Here is a 19,288-nt window from a genome sequence, read left to right on the forward strand (position 1 = left end):
CATATAGTATTAGTAGCTTGACCAAGAAAGGATGGGGATATATGGATGGCTAACGATAATAATAACAACAATAACAATAATAATAACAACAAGAATAATTGCTGTTATGGTTGGAATTACTGGAATAACAACAATAATAATAACAATAACAACAATAATAATAAGAACAACAATAACAATAATAAGAACAACAAGAATAACTGCTGTTATGGTTGGAATTACTGGAATAATAACAATAACAACAATAACAATAAATGAATGGAAAAAGGAGAAGCAAGACAAGCTTCTCCTTTTATTTTCCTATAAAGGTAGTATAAGAGTCAGAGAAAATGAAGAAACTCTTCTTAATGGAAGTTTCACTTTATACCAGAAGAGATAGAAAGTGTTTTTTGTTTCCCATTTATTGTAGCAGGGACACCTAGAGGAATTCCTATATTTGGCCTTATATGACCAATTGGTAAGTCATATAAAAGTGGAATATTATAAGAGACAATGTAATCATATAGAATTTCAGAAATAGATAAAGATGGTTTTGAAGATGTACAGTTGTGACAACTTGTAAAGATAACGCCGGCACATTGTTCAAACTTCTTTCCTAAGCGTAATTGATTTAACATACGATCAACGCGATAAGGCTCTTCTCCAATCTCCTCCAATAATAATAACTTATCTTTCGTATCAATTTCGTATGGTGTACCTAGTGTACTTGTAATTACAGCTAAGTTTCCTCCGACAAGAGGAGCAGTGATGCAATCATTAACGGAATGCAAAAATGCTGCTGCTTCGAGAACAATAGAGTATGGATGAAAAAGTTGTTTGAAAGAGGAAAAAGAGAGAGGATCAAGTTCCTTTCCAACTTCCTCCATCATAGGACCATGAAAAGTAACGAGCCTTGCAAATTGCCCAAAAGCGATGTGTAAAGCTGTAATATCACTATAACCCCAGAAAATTTTTGGATTATCTCGAATGAGTTCATAGTTAATAGAAGATAGAAGACGACCAGTCCCATATCCCCCCCTCGCACAAAAAATACCTCTCACATATGGATTTGTAAAGGCCTCGTGTAGGTCATGAAGACGAACAGTATCATCTCCAGCTAAATAGCCTCGTTTTTCTTGTACACTCTTTCCGATGATAACGAATAAGCCCATCTCTCCGAGTTTTTGTTTTGCTTGAAGAATGTGCTCTACAGATGGGGGACCTGCTGGAGCAATGATCATAACGATATCTCCGCATTGTAACGGTTCTGGGTACTGCATCAAATTCCCTCCTTTCTTACACTATATTCATTTCATGTGTCTTCAATAATTGAGGAAAGAAGGAAATAGTTTTAGTGGACAAGAAAGTATAAGAGAAGGGGGAGAAAAAAATGTTCTATAGTCGAGTATGTGAAAAGCTACAAATTACATATCCAATTATTCAAGCTGGGATGGCAGGAACAGTTGTAACACCAGAGTTAGTAGCTGCAGTGTCTAATAGCGGGGGATTAGGTACATTAGGTGCAGGATATATGAGCTCTGAACAAATTCGCCAAGCAGTACATGCGATTCGTCAGTTAACAGATAAACCGTTTGCAGTGAACTTGTTTATTACAAAAGAAGTGCAAATGAATGAAAAGCAAGTAGAAGAGGCACAACATTTACTACAGCCTATTCGGGAACAATTGCAATTGGATATAGCAAAGCAAACGGTACAGTTACCGGAGAGCTATAAAGAACAGCTACAAATTCTTATAGAAGAAAACGTGCCTGTTTTTAGTTTTACTTTTGATACACCAGAACAAGAAGAAATAGAACTGTTGAAAAGACATGGGATTAAAATCATTGGTACAGCAACAAATGTGGCCGAAGGAAAAGTATTGGCACATTTAGGTGTAGATATTATTGTTGGACAAGGAAGTGAGGCAGGAGGGCATCGCGGAACATTTCTAGGAAAAGAACAAGATTCTATGATTGGAACTACTGCACTCATTCCCCAGCTTGTTGACGCTATTCCTCACATTCCAATTGTTGCAGCAGGTGGAATCATGGATGGACGGGGAGTACTGGCAGCTTATGCACTCGGTGCAGAAGGCGTACAAATGGGTACAGCATTTTTAACCTGTTATGAAAGTGCAGCTCACGATGCATATAAAGAAGCAATTATAAAGAGTACAGACCAAAGTACGACAATGACACGTGCATTTTCAGGCAAGTACGCAAGAGGAATTCGCAATACTTATATCGAACAATTGAAAAATGAAGAAGAGAAATTTCCTGCGTATCCAATTCAAAATGCATTAACAACAGAAATCCGTCAAGCAGCAGTAGGGCAAAATAATCGTGAGTATATGTCACTTTGGGCAGGACAGGCTTCGACCTTAGCACAAAGTGAAGAGGCACAGCAAATTATAATGCGAGTGATGAAAGAGACGAAGGAAACATTAACTAGATTACAAAGTACGATTTATAAAGTGAAACTTTAATCAGTGGGGGTTTTCTTCATCTCCCACTGATTATTAGCCCCACCAATCGGGCTTTTACGGGCAGTTTATCTCCCACCTAACTTCTTAAGAAAAGCGGAAGCGGCTCGTTCAGAATCGTAGGACGCCCACGCCCCTGACAGAGAGGCGCTTTTTGCCTCGTCCGAGGGGGATGGAGCTTCTGACGTAGAGGTGTTTTTTACCTCGCAGGAAAAAGCGAAGCCACCGAACATTCTAGCCACTGGAACTGGACAATGCTTTCGCCGAATTTTGAGGTGGAAGTATTACTGCCCACGAATAGCGGGATAAATAAAAAAAGAACGCTTGAAAAATTCAAGCGTTCATCTTAGTTATTTTTATAAAACTGCTGAAGTGTCTCGTCGACATATACCCAGCCTTTCCAACCTAAATGCATCGTATCTTTTAAGAAATACTTATCATATTCGTGGCTTGAAAAGTCTGCAACTGGGAATCCAGCTTTGGCAATTTGTTCATTTATTTTTTTATAGTATACATCACGGCGTTCTTTCGGGAATCCAGCATAATCGTACCACGGACCATTAACGGGAACAGAAATAAATAATGGTTTTGCATGTGTTTGTTTTAAAATGTCTAAAACTAATTGGAGATCGTCATACTCTGGCGATTCATTGAATGATTCATTTGCTCGATAACCTTTTAGACGTGCTAATTTATCCTTAATTCCTTTGTTATAGTACGGGTCTTCAATGCCAAATGGATTCGTTTTAGATTCCGATTCACCAGTTATTTCTGCTCGCTTACGAATCTCTTCCCAAGCAAGTGGTTTTAAATCAGGATCTAAATGTGTTTTTCGCGGTTTCATATCGAATATTGATGTAACTAAGTCTTTACGGTCTAAAATATTACGATATACGTATGCAAATGGTTTTGCAGCCGCTGCTTTCAGATTATGTTCTGTATCGTCATACACAATTCCTTCTAACGAAGTTTTTAGGAGTGTGTCTTTTCGAACAATCTCAAATCCTAATAAGCGCTCAGCAATTTGTTTTTTCATCTCAGGCTTTAAGTCATTGTTAAAGATAAGATGGTACGCTTGTTGAGACGAAAAGTTTGGCGCAAAATGTACTTCATCTAACCCTTCTTTTACAAACCATTGTGGTGAAAGGACAAAGACAATTTTGCGATTTTCTAACTGATCCATTGAGGAGGCTAGACTTAATACATGAGTAAGACTTTGTGTTCCACCGCGACCGATAAGAAACGGTGTGAATTCTTGTTCTTTTACTTTAAAGTAGTTCGATGGATGGTACACATCCAATCGAGAAAATTCCGATGAACCATACATCGGAAGGTATTTTTGATCTTCTAGCATCTTTTGTTGCAGTGCAATGCCTTGAAACATATCTCTCTTTAAAGATGTTGCGGCATCGCCCACCTTTTGCTCCCCGATAAGTGGTAAAAGGAAGCGTGATGGAATAAATAACACCACGCAAAAAAGAGCAAATGCTAGAAGCATCGGGCCAAACGTTGTTTTTTTCATCGCATATCTTCCAGTTTCTTAATAATCATGTTTGGTGTTGCCCACTCGTCGCGATCAAAGTCAGAAATAGACACTTCAATGTCTAAACGTTCTTGAATTTCTACTAATAAGGATACTGTACCGAAAGAATCAAGAATGCCTTCTTCAAATAATTGTACATCTGTATTTTCCTTTACGATGTCATTTTCACATACTTCCTCTAAAATATCTAATACTTGATCTTTAAATTCAGCCATTGTTTATTCTCCTTTATATCCATAATGTATTATGTGTAACTTCCTAAGAAGTTTTTAACTAAAAGTGTCTGCCTAGGTTACCTGAGAAGAGTAGGAGGCCGAGACAAACGAAGTGGAATGTAATGATAATTCCAAGGACATGTGTGAATTTATTATTTGGCCAAAACTTCAGCTTTTTATTTTTACGTTCAAATATATCAAACGTAATAAACAAAATTGCATGATACAAGCCATACGTAATATAATACCACGTTAGTCCATGCCAAATGCCCATAATTCCAAAGTTTAAAAATGCACCGATATAAGAAATTGTATAACGGTTTTTAATTAATTTTTTCTTTGTCGCAAAAAAGACAAAGCGCATATAGATAAAGTCGCGGAACCAGAAAGATAATGTCATGTGCCAACGGTTCCAAAAGTCTTTAATATTACGACTTAAAAAAGGCTTGTTAAAGTTTTCAGGCATTTTAATACCCATTATATAACTTACACCGATTACGAATGCGCTATATCCTGCAAAGTCAAAGAATAGATATAAACTATAAGAGTACATATCAGTCATAAATGAAATAAATGTAGCTTGTTTCGAAATTGCTGCATCCCAAATATGGTTTTTAATTAAGTACGCAATAATAAATTTGTAAAGAAAGCCCTGGAAAATACGATTGATTCCTGTATAAAGCATTGCTTTATACTCATCCGCTGATGGCGGTTTCGCTACATCCTTTTGGAATCGACGATAACGATCGATCGGACCTGTTGAAATCGCTGGGAAGAATAAAAGAAACTCCCAAAACTTAAATAGTGATATTTCTTTAATCAGACCATCACGAATTTCAAATATCATTTGTACAGCTCTAAATGTTACGTATGAGACACCAAGAAATACAACAAAATTGCTAACAGTAAATGTTCCATTTGGTACACCAAGAAATACAACAAAATTGCTAACAGGTATATCAAAAAGTACGAGTGATTTTAAAGCTGGTACAGCAGGTATAATTTTTACTAAAATAAGCGGTAAAATCGATAAAACAACAGCAGTGCAAAAAATACTCGTTTTGTTATCACGCTGCCTTAACGCTAAATAGCCTTTAATCAAAATAAATTGCCAAATTGCAAATATTGCTAGTGCAACAGCTTGTATTGGTTTATCTGAAAAGATAACAGCCAGCATAATAAGTGTTACGACCGCATTATATTTGCGTAGCATTTTCCCTTGTAACCCAGCGATAATGGTAGGGATAAGCAAAATGCCTACAATAGCGAAATAATAAAATGATGCATATGGGGTCATGCTGTAACCTCACTCAATAATTTTTTACGATCTACTTTTCCATTTGGTGTCATTGGAATAGTAGATTGATACATGAATTTTCGTGGAATCATGTAATTCGGTAATCGTTCATTGAGCTCCTTTTTAATCGCAGATGTTAGTTTGAATTCTTTTTCAAAAGAATGTTCACCTGGAACAACAACTGCTAATAAGTAGTCATACTTTTCACCTTTTTTAATTGGAAGTACGACAGCAGCTTCCACATATGAACAAGAACGAAGGTGATGTTCAATTTCTTCTAATTCCATACGATAACCATGTAGTTTAATTTGGAAATCAAGACGACCGTTATAGAAAAGAAGTCCATTTTCTAAATAGCCAGCGTCACCTGTTTTATAAGCACGTTCGCCGTCAATAACAGTGAATGCTTTTTCTGTTAATTCAGGGCTTCCTAAGTATCCAACACTGACACTTGGACCAACAATGATGATTTCACCCTTCTCACCATCAGCTGCAACTGTGCCATCTTCTTTCATAATGATGATGCGGCAATCTGATTTACAGTATCCAACCGGAAGAGAGTGATACTTGTCTACTACTTCGTTTGTTACATGAATACCAGTCACAGCAACAGTTGCCTCTGTTGGCCCATATGTATTCATAATAGTAGCTTTTGGGAAACGATCTAACAGTTTTCTTGCAACATCATTAGATAATACTTCACCGCAGAACAAGAATGTCTTCATATTTGGAAGCATACCTTCTGAGAAAGACGGCTCCATTAAACACATCTCTGCAAAGGATGGTGTGGATGTCCAAACTTGCACATTTGATTGTTCTAAAGAAGTAAATAAATCTTTTGGACGTGCAATCATATCTTTATCAATTGCCCATAGTGTACCACCAGTTACTAATGATGGATAAATGTCCATAACAGATAAGTCAAATGAGAAAGGTGCCTGGTTCAAGAAGACTTGTCCTGTTTGTAAATGAAAATCTTCAACCGTCCATTTTGTAAAGCTTACAAGACAGTTATACGTAATTTGTACACCTTTTGGATTTCCCGTACTACCTGATGTGTAAATGATGTAAAAGTTGTCTTCATTATTTACTGCATGTTCAGGATTTGGGACATTTCCTTTATGAGTATGAAGAATGTCTTCTAATTTGTTTCCATCAATAATATGAACTGGTAAATCAGCCACTGTAACATCAGTCGGAGATAAAAGCAGCTTTGCACCAGAACTTTCTGCAATGCGCAGCACACGATCAGCAGGAATTGACACATCTACTGGAATATACGCGTGACCAGCTTTGACACACCCTAGGAAACAGACGATCATTTCTGGCTGCATATGTCCGTATACCATAATTGGCGAACGATCATCCTCATATTTGGAAGAAATCCAATATGCTAATGCATCGGAATCTTCTTTTAATTGTTTGTACGTAATTTTCGCATCTCGCCAAACAAAAGCAGTTTGGTCAGGCGTTTCAAGCGCCCATTTTTCAATCTGTTCTAATAACTTCATAACGCTCCCACCCTAAAATTCATTGTAAATAAATGTACTTGTATTTGTATCTTGGAATCCATACAACCATAGTAAAGCAAATAAAATCGCAAGGTAGTAACAAGTTTTTGCAATCCATTGCGTGAGTGGTTGAGACCATATTTCTTTTAATGTTTTCATGTCTGTCCCTCTCTATAGAAATAGTATCCGTATGTAAGTATCATATCCTACATCGCTTTGAAAAACACAAAAATTCCACATTTTAGGTAAATGCAAGACGGAAAGGCTCTTTTCTGATAGTAGCACTAAATGTTAAAAAAGAAAATCCCTAACTTAACAATTATATTACATTCCATAGCAAATTGTAATTCCTTTGCTATGGAAGAGGCAAGAATATGTTACTTCTAACTACGATAGTACATAAACTGTTGTTAAACAAGTGAATACGGTTATTCATGATGGAATAAGATTGTAAAAATAGAATAGGGAGTTGAAGCGGATGAAAACATCTCAAGTAGATTGGTTATGTTACCTTTCTGAAGAAAATATTCGAAATTGGCGACGCTATTTGCATCAGCACCCTGAGTTGTCATTTCAGGAAAAGCATACATCGCAGTTTATATATCATACATTGCATTCGTTTTCTTATTTTGACTTAACGAGACCAACAGCATGTAGTGTAATGGCAAAACGAAAAGGAAAAGGTCCGGGTAAGACGATTGCAATTCGAGCAGATATAGATGCACTTCCAATTCAAGAGGAGACAATGAAGTCGTATGCATCAATTGTACCAGGAGTTATGCATGCTTGTGGTCATGATGCACATACCGCGATTTTACTAGGTGTAGCAGAAGCTTTAGCAAAATATGATGGTGACTGGGGAGGAGAAATTCGTCTTTTGTTCCAACACGCTGAAGAACAATACCCTGGTGGAGGACAAGAGATGGTCAAGGCAGGCGTTATGGATGGCGTAGATTATGTTATCGGTTTGCATGTAATGTCAGGACTAGATAGTGGACAAATAGGAATTTCCTACGGGCCGATGATGGCAGCACCTGATGTATTTACAATTGAAATTAAAGGAAGAGGAGGACATGCTGCTCATCCGAAGCAAACAGTGGATCCTATTGTAATTGGAGCACAAATTATTACAAATTTACAACATCTTGTTTCAAGACGGACTGATGTATTTGAACAACGGGTGGTGTCGGTTACGCAATTTCACGCTGGAACAGCCGATAATATTATTCCTGAGACAGCAACGATTGTAGGAACGGTGCGTTGCTTTGAGAATAGACTAAGACAAGAGTCTGAAGGGATTATTGAACAAATTGTAAAAGGAATTACATCAGCTCATGATGCAACGTACACATATACGTATCGGTATGGATATGATCCGGTCATAAATGATTTGTATGTGACAAAGATAGTGGAAGATAGTGCGATTAAATTGTTTGGGAAAGAAAGTGTTATCTCACTTCCACCTTCTATGGGAGGAGAGGATTTTTCAGCATATTTACAAAAGGCTCCAGGTTGTTTTGTAAAGCTAGGAACAGGGAATGGAAATAAAGAAACATGTTATCCGCATCATCATCCTAAATTTGATGTAGATGAAACAGCATTAATTCGCGGTGCACAATTATTCTTACAAACTGCAATGGAACTATTGAAAGAATAAAGTAAAATGAACAAACAGCGGAAACAGAACAAAAGTTTCGCTGTATATTCCAAGATAAAAAAAGAGCAACTGCGATATTCGCAGTTGCTTCTATTTCTTTCCGTTAGAGAGGGTTAAGAAAGAACTATGCTCATTTATAATATATGTATGTTTCCCGGACAAGCTTGTGTCTTTTCATTAATTTTTCAAAAAAATTATTGACTTTGCTAATTATTATAAATTAATCTAGTGGTGGCACCGTTGATAATAATTATCAATATCATTTATCCGTTGTGAAAGAGTACTAAAAAATATATAGAATGAGATACATAATTAAGGGAGAGAGTTTAATGAGTAAGTTAGTAATGATTTTTGCAAGTATGAGTGGAAATACAGAGGAGATGGCAGATTATATTGCCGGGGCGATTCGCGAGGCGGGAAAAGAAATTGAAGTAATCGATATAATGTCATCACCAGATGCACCTATTCTAGAAAAGTATGATGGAATTGTACTAGGTGCATACACGTGGGGAGACGGCGATTTACCGGATGATTTCTTAGATTTCTATGATGAAATGGATAAAGTGGATGTAACAGGGAAAATAGCAGCAGTGTTTGGTTCGTGTGATTCTGCATATCCGAAATATGGGGCAGCTGTTGATATTTTAATTGAAAAATTACAAAAACGTGGAGCTAATGTCGTACTTGAAGGATTAAAAGTGGAATTAACGCCAGAAGAGGAAGATGTTGAAGCATGTCTTCGTTTTGGTACAGAGTTTGTACAGCACCTTTCTTAATGGTTGGAATCAAGAACAGACGCAGGAAAAAACAAGCTGAAGATCATAACGAATGATCAACAAGATAGTCAGAAAAACAATCGAATATTATAAAAAAGGTGCGAAAAAGCACCTTTTTTTAATTGTTGACATGAAACGCGTTTCATGAATTACGTTCATAGTGTGAGGAGAAAAAGTAAAGGGGAGAAATGTTAAATGGAGAACAAAGTTGAAGTGTTTCAATGGTTAGAAAAACAAAAGGCACCTTTTTCAATACGGTTGCAAATTTTTCAAGCATTCCAGTTATATGAATTAATAGTTGAAATGGATAAGAAAATAATCGTATTAGAAGAAAGATTAAGGGAAAGTGTTTAATGCATTCCCTCTAAAATATGTAACAATCGTTGTTTATTTGTTTCAATTATTTTTTCATTATTTGTCTCGAAACCATATACGAGGTCATGGAGTATATGGCTATATTGATAAAAGGAGATAATTCGCTCGAAAAATGTGGTATCCTTGTTATTCGTTAAAGCAGTATATTTGTTGTACACTTCTAATGTAAAGTCATGTCCATAGTCAGCGTATAATCCAGCAAAATCAAATGCGGGATCGCCAATTTGTGCATCTCCTATATCAATGATGCCAGCAATTTGCTTTTTGTGAGGATGAAATAGAATATGGTTATGTGTTAAGTCGGCGTGAATAACGGTTTGTAAGGAAGAGCTTGTATATAGTTGCTCGGAAAATGTTTGAAATAGTATATTCAATCGATCGGTTTCTTCTATTGTAAATGTGTTAAATAGATAATCTTTTAGTTTTATATGTAACACCTTCCAATATTTAGTGGTTTGTTCGACTTGAAAGCCCCACTCTTTTGCAAGTGTAGTAGGAACTGTATGTAAAGCAGCAAGAAATGACGCTAGTTGCGCGGCAATTTGCGCTTTTTCACTGATTGAGAGATGGTGTAAATAAGATGATTTGAATGGTTTGCCGTGAATCATTTTATAGTAACTGCAAACGGGAATTGAATCAGCTTGGTTTTCATACAGAATATGATAGTTTGGTACTTCTATCTGTCCAGCTTGCAGTTTAGGAAATAGAGCTTCGTATAATTGTTTTTCACGAGGGATTTTTTTCGCATATTCAATTTTTCTAGGAAATCGAAATAACCATTCATTGTTTACGATAATAGCAACATTATCCCAGCCACTTTCATCTTGATGAAAGGAATGGATAGGCAAATGCGGGAGCGTTTTTTGAATGTAGTGCTTATAGTATGTCATTTTTTTCACCTCTTTCGTTTATTAATCATACAAAAGAAATCCCTAGTTCAGGGATTTCTTTTGCTATTCTATATAAATCCATTTTGTTTTTTCAACATACAAGTCCTTGCTATGTTGAAAAAGCATGATTGCTACTTGCTTTCTCTTTTGGTTTTAAACTTCGCATGTGGCAGGAAAAGGCCCTGACCGCTTCTATGTACGGCCAAATGCTCTCGCCCCCCAAAAAGAGAGGGGTTTTTATGTTATTTTTTTAGCAAGTATATACACACATTTTATTATAGTAACCTTGCTTTATAAATTCTCGTTTTGTTGCCCAATCTCCTTTTTACTCAATTCAAGATTTGCATTTTCGATAGCCCGATGTTTGTCCAAAGAATCTCCGGCATAGCCCTTTTGTGTTTTTAAAACTCTTTTGCTTGAATTTTCTGCGTTGTTATCCATATATACTCCTCCTGTCCTTTATCTAAAATATACGAAGGTAATAAGTAATAGTAGTACAGCTGCAAACACGACAATTCCCACTAAAAACGCCATGTTCGAAAAACGAGAGGGGTGATGTACATCTTGACGATAACTAGGTGAAATTTCCGGTGCAAACTCTTCTTGATAAGATTGTTGTTCTTCTGTTTCGTCCATTGTTGCAACTCCTTTCACTGTATCGATAGGTTACGCGCTATAAGAAAGAAATATACACTCAGTATGCTAAGCATTGAATAAGAATTTATACATATAGATAAAGTGAAACTTTAATCAGTGGGGGTTTTCTTCATCCCCCACTGATTATCAGCCCTCGCCAATCGGGCTTTTACGGGCAGTTTATCTCCCGCCTAACTTCTTAAGAAAAGCGGAAGCGGCTTGCTCAGAATCGCAGGACGCCCACGTACAAGGCGGAGAGGCGCTTTTTGCCCGAAACGACCGGAGATTCTAGCCACTGGAGCTGGACAATGCTTTTGCTGAATTTTGAGGCGGGAGTATTACTGCCCACGAATAGCGGGATAAGAAATATTTGGAAAATTATTATGAAGAAGGAGGAGTTCAAAAGTAGAAGGAAATTAACGTTTAAACATATTGTTATAATGAGTTCTTGATATAGTTTATAAAAGAAGAAGAGTGTTCTTTTATAAGAACACTCTTCTTCAAAAAAGCATTATGCAACTTTGCATTCATATGAAGCAGTAATTGCTTTATATGTTGTGTTTTATTTGTTTGTGACAATTACAGTTGTATTGACCGGAACGCGGTCAAATAACCAGTGTACATCATCATTATACATACGAATACAACCAAGTGTTGTCCATTTTCCAATAGCATTTACGTTATTGGTTCCATGGATGGCATATGTTGTTCCTTTTGTTCCATTTACATCTAGACCGAGCCAGCGGTCTCCTAATGGATTACGTGGATCACCGCCAGGAATGTGTCTTTTGTAGTATGGTCGATTCTTAATTTTGTTGACAATCGTGTACTTTCCTAAAGGTGTTGGTGTACTGCTTTTGCCGGTAGCAACTGTAAACTCTTTAATAAGTTTATTCTTTTCATAATATGCCATCTTATTTGTCGCGACATTGACGATTAACAAATTTTCTTGCTGATTTGTCTCTGCGGTGACTGCTTTGATAGGAAGCATAGAAGAAAAGAATAATAGTAGTGCGATCATAATTTTCCTCATATTCTATTAATCTCCTTTTTAGAAATATCAAAATCTATTATAGCTTTCTTTTATAAAGAATCCCATCCTTTTTTTTTAATATTACAGATTATCATTAATAAGATCAAAAAATAAACGGATTCAAAAAGTAGAGGTTTGTTCTTTTTGTATTTTTCAGATATTAAAAAGCCGCTATTTAGCGGCTTTTTGCTGCAATATATTTTTTCTGTACTTGCAATAGACGAGCGAGTAAAAAGATTGCCCCGAAAGCCAATCCTAAAATGAGTCCAATCCAATATCCTTTTGCAGCCAAAGGCGTATAGATTGCAAGGATATAACCAAGTGGTAGACCTATGACCCAATAGGCAATGAGCGTCATAATAAGAGCTACATTTACATCTTTATAACCACGAAGTGCACCTTGTACTGGTGTGGCAACGGCATCAGAAAATTGGAACAAAATCGCAAGTACTAGAAATTGTTTCGTTAAGTCGTGTACAACAGGATCATTTGTATAAATAGAAGCGATATTTTCATCAAATATAAATAGTAAGAGCGAATAAACAAATGCAAAAGCGAGTGCCAATCCAATACCTATAAAGCTATAGTGCTTGGCATCTTTATACCTGGATGCACCGACTTCGAATCCAACAGAAATTGTCATTGCCATAGATAAGCTGAGTGGTGTCATATATAAAAGAGACGCAAAATTTATTGCAGACTGGTGAGCAGCAATGGTTGTTGTATTAAAATTACTCATTAATAACGTAACAGCAGCAAAAATACTTGTTTCAAAAAAGATAGCAAACCCAATAGGTATCCCAAGTTTTAATAATTCCTTCCAGATAGATAGAGAGAGGCGATAGAAACATTGAAAGACACCATAGGAAGAGAACGGTTCTTTCGTACGAATAATGATAATTGTGATCAGTAAAATACACCAATATGTGGTTGTTGAGGCAATCGCAGCTCCGACTCCTCCGAGTTTAGGAAAACCGAAATGACCAAAAATGAACACATAGTTCAAAATGATATTAATTGGTAAAGATAGTAAAGTGATAATCATCGTTGTCCGTGTTTTTCCTAAGGCGTCAATAAAACCGCGGAGTACTGTATAGACAAACAGTGGAATGATACCAAATGAGATAATGCTTAAAAATTGACTAGCAATCTGTGCTACTTGGTGTTCTAAATGCATGGCATGTAAAATAGGTGAAGCTGCAAAAAAAACAATGAGTATCACGATAAGGCTAACAAAAATCGCTAAATATACAGCTTGTGTCACGACATGAGACACTTTTTCTTTTTGTTTGGAACCGACAAGATGAGCGACAATCGGAGTAATCGACATTAAAATACCTGTTAATCCTGTACTAATAGGAATCCAGATACTTGTTCCAATTGCAACGCCAGCTAAATCAGTAGCACTCGCATGACCTGACATCGTAGTATCAAAAAAACTCATGGAAAACAATGATATTTGTGTGACGAATATAGGGAAAAATAATAAGACAAATTGTTTTATTTTTTGTGAAGTTGATGTAGTTTCTTTCATATATACTCCTTTCTAACATACAAACAAGCCGCTTTAATCATACTATTGAATAAGAATTTAGAAAAGTAATGTGTACCCATGTATTTAGAAAGAATTTGAAAAAAACGATGCGTGTTTTGTAAAGATGAGGTATTATGATAAAGTGTAAATAAAGCATTAGAAGGTATTAAGGAGGCACGAATGTGGCTGATTGGTTAATTGGATTAATCATGGGTGCTGTTGAAGGATTGACGGAGTTTTTACCTGTATCATCAACAGGACATATGATTTTAACAGGGCATTTAATTGGATTTGAAGGAGATAAAGCAAAAACATTTGAAGTTGTTGTGCAATTAGGGTCCATTTTAGCGGTTGTTGTTGTATTTTGGAAACGATTATGGTCATTAGTTGGAATTGGACGAGTAAAGCAAGGGCCATCATTAAACTTATTACATATTATTATCGGAATGATTCCAGCAGGTTTACTTGGTTTTTTATTTCATAGCAAAATCAAGGCGATTTTATTCGGGACAGGACCGGTTGTTATTAGTTTAGTTGCTGGTGGTATTTTAATGATTATCGCTGAGAAGTTTTCAAAACCAAGCACAGCAAAAACATTGGACGAGATTACATATAAACAAGCATTCACAATTGGGATGTTTCAATGTTTAGCACTATGGCCAGGATTTTCACGTTCTGGGTCTACGATTAGTGGTGGGTTATTAGCTCGTGTATCTCATACAGCTGCTGCTGAATATACATTTATTCTTGCGGTACCAATGATGGTTGCGGCAACAGGTCTTGACTTAATTAAGAGTTGGAGTGAATTAAGTGCAGCAGATCTTCCGTTATTTGCGAGCGGATTTATTACTGCCTTTGTAGTTGCGATGTTAGCGATTGTTTCATTCTTAAAATTATTATCTCGTGTGAAATTAACACCATTTGCATATTATCGTTTCATTCTTGCTGCGGTGTTTTATTTCTTTGTTTTATAATGAAAAAACTGCCAATTGGCAGTTTTTTATTTTGCTATTTTTTCTATTATATTTTTCATGACGTGCTCCCAAATTGCTGTGTCAGAAGCTAATGTTTTACGGAATTCTGCATACATGTTTTGCTGTTTTTCTTCGAACCCTGGATCTTCTTTATTAGGAAGTGTTGCACGCATAGAGGTAACCAACTCTTGTACTTTTGGTGCTCGAGGTCCCCATACTGCTTGTTCATTCCCATCTTGATCGGTAAAAATAAAAATTGGAATTGCACGTGCTGTACCATTTGTTAAATATTGATCCATTAACTCTAAATGATCATCGCGAATGAGTAAGCTCATCTCAATGCCAGCAACTTCGCAAATGCGTTTTATAATGGGTACGCAAAGAAGGGCATCACCGCACCAATCTGCGGTTAAAACGATAACCTTTAAGTTGTCCTTTTGGCGTGTTTCTAAAATTGGAAGGAGTTCATTAGGAATTAAGAAGTTATTGTAAATGTGAAGTAATTCGAATTGGTTTACTTTCATATTATTTACATATGTATCAAAGGACATTCCTTTTTCAAACCATTGTTGTAATGTCATACATTACACTCCTTTCTATATTTTCTCATATTGTATCAAGTTTTTTTGTGGAAAGCTTGTAAAATTACTTTTCCTTTTTATCGGTAAGCCATATTTTGTCGAGTATAAAAAAGAACAACACAATTAATAGCTCTGCTGTATTAGAAATAGTAACATCATCTATCCACTCATCTGCAATATGAAAGGTAATCCAGTCAAAAGAAATTTCTAACATGGCAAGCAGAAGAAAAGAGAGCCATTTTGGCATGCTGTTCAATGTGGCCTTGAAAAATAATTTACATGAATTAATTCCAAAACTAGTAAAGAGGTCTAAAACAGTAAGTAATATAAAAAAGAGAAGAAGGACTGTTCGAGATGTATATTCGACCCCGGTAAGGTGGAAGACACCAACATAAACAAAAAAGATAAGAGCAAACGGGAGTAGAATTAATAAGCTGATTGCACTAATTACAAGTATTTTTTCTTTTAAATTTAAATTTGAGAACTGTTCTTCTGGCTCTTTCATTTAATCCCCCCTCTGTTTTTGGGAATAATTAACTTTTTCTATTGTAACATTTTGGAGGGAATTTGAGTATAAGGAATAAAGTGAAACTTCCATCAGTCGTGGGGGTCTTACTGCCTACGAATAGCCGGATAAAATGAAAACAGGGTGCTTAGAAGCACCCTGTTTTCACGCTGATCAAATGCACAGCATTTTTTAAAAGCAACCTTTATCATCTATTTCCAAACAATGAAGGTAAGATACATGAATTTCCAAATAAAGTGGATGACAAAATTTAAAAAGTACGTTAATATAGTTCATAATGTTTTTATTTAACTATATTAAATACATAGGGGTGCTGTATAAAATGGTTAATAATCGCCAGTTGTTAATCGAGAATTTGTCGACAAATTTTTTTGCTATGTTTCGTACATTTCGTAATGATATGAATAAAATTTTTGAGGATTATATTCCGTGGAATGAATTTCTTGTGTTGCGTATTTTAAATCGAAACCAAAAGGAAATGGTTTCTCGTGTTGCGAATGAATTGAATGTATCGAATAGTCATATTACGGCTGTTGCAGAAAAATTAATAAAAAAAGGACTCGTAACGCGTTCGCGTAGTACATCAGATCGCCGTGTCGTGTATTTGGAGATTATTGATAAAGGAAAAGAGTTAGTAGCTGAGATGGAAAAGCAGAACAAGTTGTATTTGAAAGAACGATTTTCTACTTTATCTGAAGAGGAAATAATGGTTATGATTTCTATTTCACAAAAGTTAATCTAGTATAAATCATTTTATGTATTCTGCATAAGGGAATCGTTTCGTTACGTCAAAGCCTTCGCGATCACGCGAAGGCTTTTCAAGTGTATTTTTAATGAAACGAAGCATACTAGCAATATTATGATAAAGAAGGGAAGGAAGTTGTATGACGAATCGTAATGGTAGTAAAGGGAGCGGCAATCAAGGAGCACCTAAAGCCGGACAATATCAACAGGAATTTGGTACAGAGTTTATTGCTGGTGATGATAATAAAGGTAAAGAATATCGTTCGAAAAAAGGCAGCAAATCAAGGAAGGAGTGAAGTATATTCACTTCTTCTTTTTTATATAAATACAAATTTAAAAATTGACATAAAACCCCCTTTCTTTTAGGGGGGGACAAGAGCATCTGGCCGTGCATAGAAACGGTCAGGGCCTTTTCCTGCCACATGCGAGGTTTAAAACAATGAGTAGAGGACATGTTGTATTCTGCATAGCAGCGAATTATATGTTGAAAACTTAAAATAGATTTATACATATCAGAAGGGATTATAAGTAGTGAGATAAAGTGAAACTTTAATCAGTGGGGGTTTTCTTCATCCCCCACTGATTATCAGCCCTCACCAATCGGGCTTTTACGGGCAGTTTATTTCCCACCTAACTTCTTAAGAAAGGCGAAACGGCCGGAGATTCTAGCCGCTAGAGCTGGACGATGCTTTCGCTGAATTTTGAGGTGGAGTATTACTGCCCACAAATAACGGGATAAAAAAAAGCCATCTTTACATTGAAAGATGGCCTAGGAAGGGGGACAATTTATGTCAATTTAAGTTAGGGACAGAAAGCTGTTCGAGACATTGGGGATGTCTCATTATTAGGGAGGAACAGCTTTGATAGTTATACTATAAAAGACTAATGTGAATTCAATGTGAACTTGGAGTGAAGGAATTAGGAATTTTCTATTTTTTTATATGGAAATAAATGTTGAAATTCATAAGAAAAAAGATTATGCTCAACTATGTTACATATTTTGGAGGACGGATTAAGGGAGTTAGTGCTATGAAAATAATAGAAAAACGAGACTTAAATGATCGTTTTATACGATTAAGTCCACCACAAATTTTAGCAATTGGCTTTTTTGCTTTGATTATGGTTGGGGGAATATTGTTGAAATTACCAATTTCAACAAAAACGTCTGTTAGCTGGGTAGATGCTTTTTTTACAGCGACGTCAGCTGCGACTGTAACAGGATTAGGTGTAGTGGATGTAAATAGTACCTATACAATATTTGGGCAAGTTGTCATTATGCTTCTTATACAAACCGGTGGTTTAGGTTTAATGACAATTGCTATTTTAATAGTTTGGGTGTTAGGTAAAAAGATAGGGCTGCGTCATCGCCTTCTTATTGGAGAAGCGTTAAATCAAACGAACATTGGTGGGCTTGTAAAATTAGTAAAACGGGTGTTTTTCTTCTCGATTTGTATTGAATTAGTAGGTGTTGTATTTTTATCTATTCGCTTTGTTCCTGAATTTGGACTCGGAAAAGGACTATATTACAGCTTGTTCCATGTCGTGGCTGCTTATAATAATGCCGGCTTTGCATTATGGCCAGATAATTTAACGAGATATGTTGGAGATCCTATTATTAATATTGGTATTTGTTCGTTAATTGTAACCGGTGGTTTAGGTTTTACCGTACTCATTGATATATGGTATAGCCGCAGTTTTCGAAAACTAGTACTGCATTCAAAAATCATGATTATTGGTACGATTGTGTTAATTGTGGCTGCAATGTTTATTATATTTGTATTAGAGTATAATAACGCAAAAACATTAGGTCCTTTATCACTTAGTGAGAAGTTGTGGGCATCTTTCTTCCAAGCAATTACACCGCGTACAGCTGGATTTAATACAATTGATTACGGAAGTATGGGAGAGTCAACACTGTTCTTTACGATGGTGCTTATGTTTATTGGAGCAGGAAGCGTTTCGACTGGAGGCGGTATTAAGCTTACCACTTTTGTTATTTTAATTACATCCGTGCTTTCGTTTTTCAAGAAAAAAGAAGATTTGGTTTTATTTCGTCGTACGATAAAAATGTCGACAGTGACGAGAGCATTGGCGATTGTCATTGCCAGTCAATTTTTAATTTTTGTGGCAGTATTTATATTAATGCTTACTGAAAATTTTAGTTTTATGGAAGTCTTATTTGAAACGATTTCAGCATTTGGAACAGTTGGATTAACAATGGGGATTACCGCTAAATTATCAGCTTTTGGAAAATGTGTGATTATGTTTGTTATGTTTTGCGGATTAATTGGACCGCTAACACTTGTATTTTCACTTGCTCGGCCAGCGAAACAAAAAATTCGCTATCCATCTGAGGATGTATTTACAGGATAAGGTATCTTGCAAGAAGCAAGATACCTTTTATTATGTTCTATGACGGAAGCTTTGCGTTATCCCGCTATTTGCGGGCAGTAATACTCCCACCTTAAAATTCAGCGAAAGTATTGTCCAGCTCCAATGGCTAGAATGTTCGGTGGCTTCGCTTCTTCCTACGAG

The 19,288-nt window shown here is 36.1% G+C and carries 22 protein-coding genes; 8 read left to right on the plus strand and 14 right to left on the minus strand.

The window, feature by feature from the left end; all coding sequences use genetic code 11:
* Window positions 1-9: 9 nt before the first annotated feature.
* Both MR076_RS01905 and MR076_RS01910 read right to left on the minus strand, forming a co-directional pair.
* Complete coding sequence (locus MR076_RS01905) at window positions 10-282, minus strand: hypothetical protein (protein WP_242217064.1); 273 nt, start codon at window positions 280-282, stop codon at window positions 10-12.
* A gap of 74 nt (window positions 283-356) precedes the next feature.
* Complete coding sequence (locus tag MR076_RS01910; RefSeq protein ID WP_242217066.1) at window positions 357-1,259, minus strand: S66 peptidase family protein; 903 nt, start codon at window positions 1,257-1,259, stop codon at window positions 357-359.
* A 110-nt stretch (window positions 1,260-1,369) separates the two neighbouring features.
* Between MR076_RS01910 and MR076_RS01915 the strand changes: the two genes are divergently transcribed.
* A complete protein-coding gene (locus MR076_RS01915) occupies window positions 1,370-2,464 on the plus strand; it encodes an NAD(P)H-dependent flavin oxidoreductase (protein WP_242217068.1) in 1,095 nt (364 codons plus the stop codon).
* A gap of 343 nt (window positions 2,465-2,807) precedes the next feature.
* On the opposite strand, the gene dltD is transcribed toward MR076_RS01915, so the two are convergent.
* The 5 genes from dltD to MR076_RS01940 are packed head-to-tail and all read right to left on the minus strand — an operon-like array spanning window position 2,808 to window position 7,186.
* Entirely contained in the window at window positions 2,808-3,983 is a 1,176-nt protein-coding gene (gene dltD, locus MR076_RS01920; protein ID WP_242217071.1) for a D-alanyl-lipoteichoic acid biosynthesis protein DltD, read from the minus strand.
* Window positions 3,980-4,219, minus strand: a complete 240-nt coding sequence (dltC, locus tag MR076_RS01925; RefSeq protein WP_242217072.1) for a D-alanine--poly(phosphoribitol) ligase subunit DltC — start codon at window positions 4,217-4,219, stop codon at window positions 3,980-3,982. The genes dltD and dltC overlap by 4 nt, the downstream gene beginning before the upstream one ends.
* Before the next feature lie 58 nt (window positions 4,220-4,277).
* Window positions 4,278-5,516 (minus strand): D-alanyl-lipoteichoic acid biosynthesis protein DltB, encoded by a 1,239-nt coding sequence (gene dltB / locus MR076_RS01930; protein WP_242217073.1) that lies wholly within the window; start codon window positions 5,514-5,516, stop codon window positions 4,278-4,280.
* Entirely contained in the window at window positions 5,513-7,027 is a 1,515-nt protein-coding gene (gene dltA / locus MR076_RS01935) for a D-alanine--poly(phosphoribitol) ligase subunit DltA (RefSeq protein ID WP_242217075.1), read from the minus strand. The genes dltB and dltA overlap by 4 nt, the downstream gene beginning before the upstream one ends.
* 12 nt (window positions 7,028-7,039) lie before the next feature.
* Window positions 7,040-7,186 carry a teichoic acid D-Ala incorporation-associated protein DltX gene (locus MR076_RS01940; RefSeq protein ID WP_090915341.1) on the minus strand — a complete coding sequence of 49 codons (147 nt, stop codon included), beginning with the start codon at window positions 7,184-7,186 and terminating at the stop codon, window positions 7,040-7,042.
* Window positions 7,187-7,505: 319 nt separating this feature from the next.
* Between MR076_RS01940 and MR076_RS01945 the strand changes: the two genes are divergently transcribed.
* The 3 genes from MR076_RS01945 to MR076_RS01955 all read left to right on the plus strand — a co-directional run bounded on the left by MR076_RS01945 (window position 7,506) and on the right by MR076_RS01955 (window position 9,814).
* On the plus strand, window positions 7,506-8,684 hold the full coding sequence (locus MR076_RS01945) for a M20 metallopeptidase family protein (protein WP_242217077.1): 1,179 nt from the start codon (window positions 7,506-7,508) through the stop codon (window positions 8,682-8,684).
* A 329-nt stretch (window positions 8,685-9,013) separates the two neighbouring features.
* Window positions 9,014-9,460, plus strand: a complete 447-nt coding sequence (locus tag MR076_RS01950) for a flavodoxin (protein ID WP_242217079.1) — start codon at window positions 9,014-9,016, stop codon at window positions 9,458-9,460.
* A 195-nt stretch (window positions 9,461-9,655) separates the two neighbouring features.
* Window positions 9,656-9,814 (plus strand): hypothetical protein, encoded by a 159-nt coding sequence (locus MR076_RS01955; protein WP_242217081.1) that lies wholly within the window; start codon window positions 9,656-9,658, stop codon window positions 9,812-9,814.
* Here the strand turns inward: MR076_RS01955 and MR076_RS01960 are convergent.
* From MR076_RS01960 to MR076_RS01980, 5 genes are all read right to left on the minus strand, one after another.
* Entirely contained in the window at window positions 9,811-10,725 is a 915-nt protein-coding gene (locus MR076_RS01960) for an aminoglycoside phosphotransferase family protein (protein WP_242217083.1), read from the minus strand. The genes MR076_RS01955 and MR076_RS01960 overlap by 4 nt on opposite strands.
* Window positions 10,726-11,016: 291 nt before the next feature.
* A complete protein-coding gene (locus tag MR076_RS01965) occupies window positions 11,017-11,166 on the minus strand; it encodes a hypothetical protein (protein ID WP_242217085.1) in 150 nt (49 codons plus the stop codon).
* A gap of 18 nt (window positions 11,167-11,184) precedes the next feature.
* Window positions 11,185-11,361, minus strand: a complete 177-nt coding sequence (locus MR076_RS01970) for a 2-isopropylmalate synthase (RefSeq protein WP_242217087.1) — start codon at window positions 11,359-11,361, stop codon at window positions 11,185-11,187.
* Window positions 11,362-11,923: 562 nt separating this feature from the next.
* A complete protein-coding gene (locus MR076_RS01975; protein WP_396021643.1) occupies window positions 11,924-12,352 on the minus strand; it encodes a L,D-transpeptidase in 429 nt (142 codons plus the stop codon).
* 217 nt (window positions 12,353-12,569) lie between these two features.
* Window positions 12,570-13,928, minus strand: coding sequence for an MATE family efflux transporter (locus tag MR076_RS01980; RefSeq protein ID WP_242217091.1), 1,359 nt, complete (start codon window positions 13,926-13,928; stop codon window positions 12,570-12,572).
* A 182-nt stretch (window positions 13,929-14,110) separates the two neighbouring features.
* On the opposite strand from MR076_RS01980, the gene bacA reads away from it, so the two are divergent.
* Complete coding sequence (gene bacA, locus MR076_RS01985) at window positions 14,111-14,902, plus strand: undecaprenyl-diphosphate phosphatase (protein ID WP_242217092.1); 792 nt, start codon at window positions 14,111-14,113, stop codon at window positions 14,900-14,902.
* Between the two features lie 26 nt (window positions 14,903-14,928).
* Here bacA and MR076_RS01990 read toward each other — a convergent pair whose 3' ends face one another.
* Together MR076_RS01990 and MR076_RS01995 are read right to left on the minus strand one after the other, a co-directional pair.
* Entirely contained in the window at window positions 14,929-15,483 is a 555-nt protein-coding gene (locus MR076_RS01990) for a thioredoxin family protein (protein ID WP_242217094.1), read from the minus strand.
* A 64-nt stretch (window positions 15,484-15,547) separates the two neighbouring features.
* Window positions 15,548-15,988, minus strand: a complete 441-nt coding sequence (locus MR076_RS01995; protein ID WP_242217096.1) for a YrvL family regulatory protein — start codon at window positions 15,986-15,988, stop codon at window positions 15,548-15,550.
* Window positions 15,989-16,331: 343 nt separating this feature from the next.
* Between MR076_RS01995 and MR076_RS02000 the strand changes: the two genes are divergently transcribed.
* From MR076_RS02000 to MR076_RS02010, 3 genes are all read left to right on the plus strand, one after another.
* The gene (locus MR076_RS02000; protein ID WP_242217098.1) at window positions 16,332-16,751 is read left to right on the plus strand and encodes a MarR family winged helix-turn-helix transcriptional regulator; all 420 of its coding nucleotides are present in this window, start codon (window positions 16,332-16,334) and stop codon (window positions 16,749-16,751) included.
* A gap of 142 nt (window positions 16,752-16,893) precedes the next feature.
* Window positions 16,894-17,049, plus strand: a complete 156-nt coding sequence (locus tag MR076_RS02005; protein ID WP_242217100.1) for an imidazoleglycerol-phosphate dehydratase — start codon at window positions 16,894-16,896, stop codon at window positions 17,047-17,049.
* A gap of 733 nt (window positions 17,050-17,782) precedes the next feature.
* The gene (locus MR076_RS02010; RefSeq protein WP_242217102.1) at window positions 17,783-19,126 is read left to right on the plus strand and encodes a TrkH family potassium uptake protein; all 1,344 of its coding nucleotides are present in this window, start codon (window positions 17,783-17,785) and stop codon (window positions 19,124-19,126) included.
* Window positions 19,127-19,288: the final 162 nt, after the last annotated feature.

The sequence above is a fragment of the Bacillus cereus group sp. BfR-BA-01380 genome (genome assembly GCF_022663535.1).
Classification (GTDB): Bacteria; Bacillota; Bacilli; order Bacillales; family Bacillaceae_G; genus Bacillus_A; species Bacillus_A cereus_BB.

Bases quoted from the DNA above. Each gene is read 5' to 3' on its own strand.
- MR076_RS01910 (WP_242217066.1), bottom strand. From the start codon at position 1,259: ATGCAGTACCCAGAACCGTTACAATGCGGAGATATCGTTATGATCATT.
- MR076_RS01915 (WP_242217068.1), top strand. From the start codon at position 1,370: ATGTTCTATAGTCGAGTATGTGAAAAGCTACAAATTACATATCCAATT.
- dltD (WP_242217071.1), bottom strand. From the start codon at position 3,983: ATGAAAAAAACAACGTTTGGCCCGATGCTTCTAGCATTTGCTCTTTTT.
- dltC (WP_242217072.1), bottom strand. From the start codon at position 4,219: ATGGCTGAATTTAAAGATCAAGTATTAGATATTTTAGAGGAAGTATGT.
- dltB (WP_242217073.1), bottom strand. From the start codon at position 5,516: ATGACCCCATATGCATCATTTTATTATTTCGCTATTGTAGGCATTTTG.
- dltA (WP_242217075.1), bottom strand. From the start codon at position 7,027: ATGAAGTTATTAGAACAGATTGAAAAATGGGCGCTTGAAACGCCTGAC.
- MR076_RS01940 (WP_090915341.1), bottom strand. From the start codon at position 7,186: ATGAAAACATTAAAAGAAATATGGTCTCAACCACTCACGCAATGGATT.
- MR076_RS01945 (WP_242217077.1), top strand. From the start codon at position 7,506: ATGAAAACATCTCAAGTAGATTGGTTATGTTACCTTTCTGAAGAAAAT.
- MR076_RS01950 (WP_242217079.1), top strand. From the start codon at position 9,014: ATGAGTAAGTTAGTAATGATTTTTGCAAGTATGAGTGGAAATACAGAG.
- MR076_RS01955 (WP_242217081.1), top strand. From the start codon at position 9,656: ATGGAGAACAAAGTTGAAGTGTTTCAATGGTTAGAAAAACAAAAGGCA.
- MR076_RS01960 (WP_242217083.1), bottom strand. From the start codon at position 10,725: ATGACATACTATAAGCACTACATTCAAAAAACGCTCCCGCATTTGCCT.
- MR076_RS01965 (WP_242217085.1), bottom strand. From the start codon at position 11,166: ATGGATAACAACGCAGAAAATTCAAGCAAAAGAGTTTTAAAAACACAA.
- MR076_RS01970 (WP_242217087.1), bottom strand. From the start codon at position 11,361: ATGGACGAAACAGAAGAACAACAATCTTATCAAGAAGAGTTTGCACCG.
- MR076_RS01975 (WP_396021643.1), bottom strand. From the start codon at position 12,352: ATGCTTCCTATCAAAGCAGTCACCGCAGAGACAAATCAGCAAGAAAAT.
- MR076_RS01980 (WP_242217091.1), bottom strand. From the start codon at position 13,928: ATGAAAGAAACTACATCAACTTCACAAAAAATAAAACAATTTGTCTTA.
- MR076_RS01990 (WP_242217094.1), bottom strand. From the start codon at position 15,483: ATGACATTACAACAATGGTTTGAAAAAGGAATGTCCTTTGATACATAT.
- MR076_RS01995 (WP_242217096.1), bottom strand. From the start codon at position 15,988: ATGAAAGAGCCAGAAGAACAGTTCTCAAATTTAAATTTAAAAGAAAAA.
- MR076_RS02000 (WP_242217098.1), top strand. From the start codon at position 16,332: ATGGTTAATAATCGCCAGTTGTTAATCGAGAATTTGTCGACAAATTTT.
- MR076_RS02005 (WP_242217100.1), top strand. From the start codon at position 16,894: ATGACGAATCGTAATGGTAGTAAAGGGAGCGGCAATCAAGGAGCACCT.
- MR076_RS02010 (WP_242217102.1), top strand. From the start codon at position 17,783: ATGAAAATAATAGAAAAACGAGACTTAAATGATCGTTTTATACGATTA.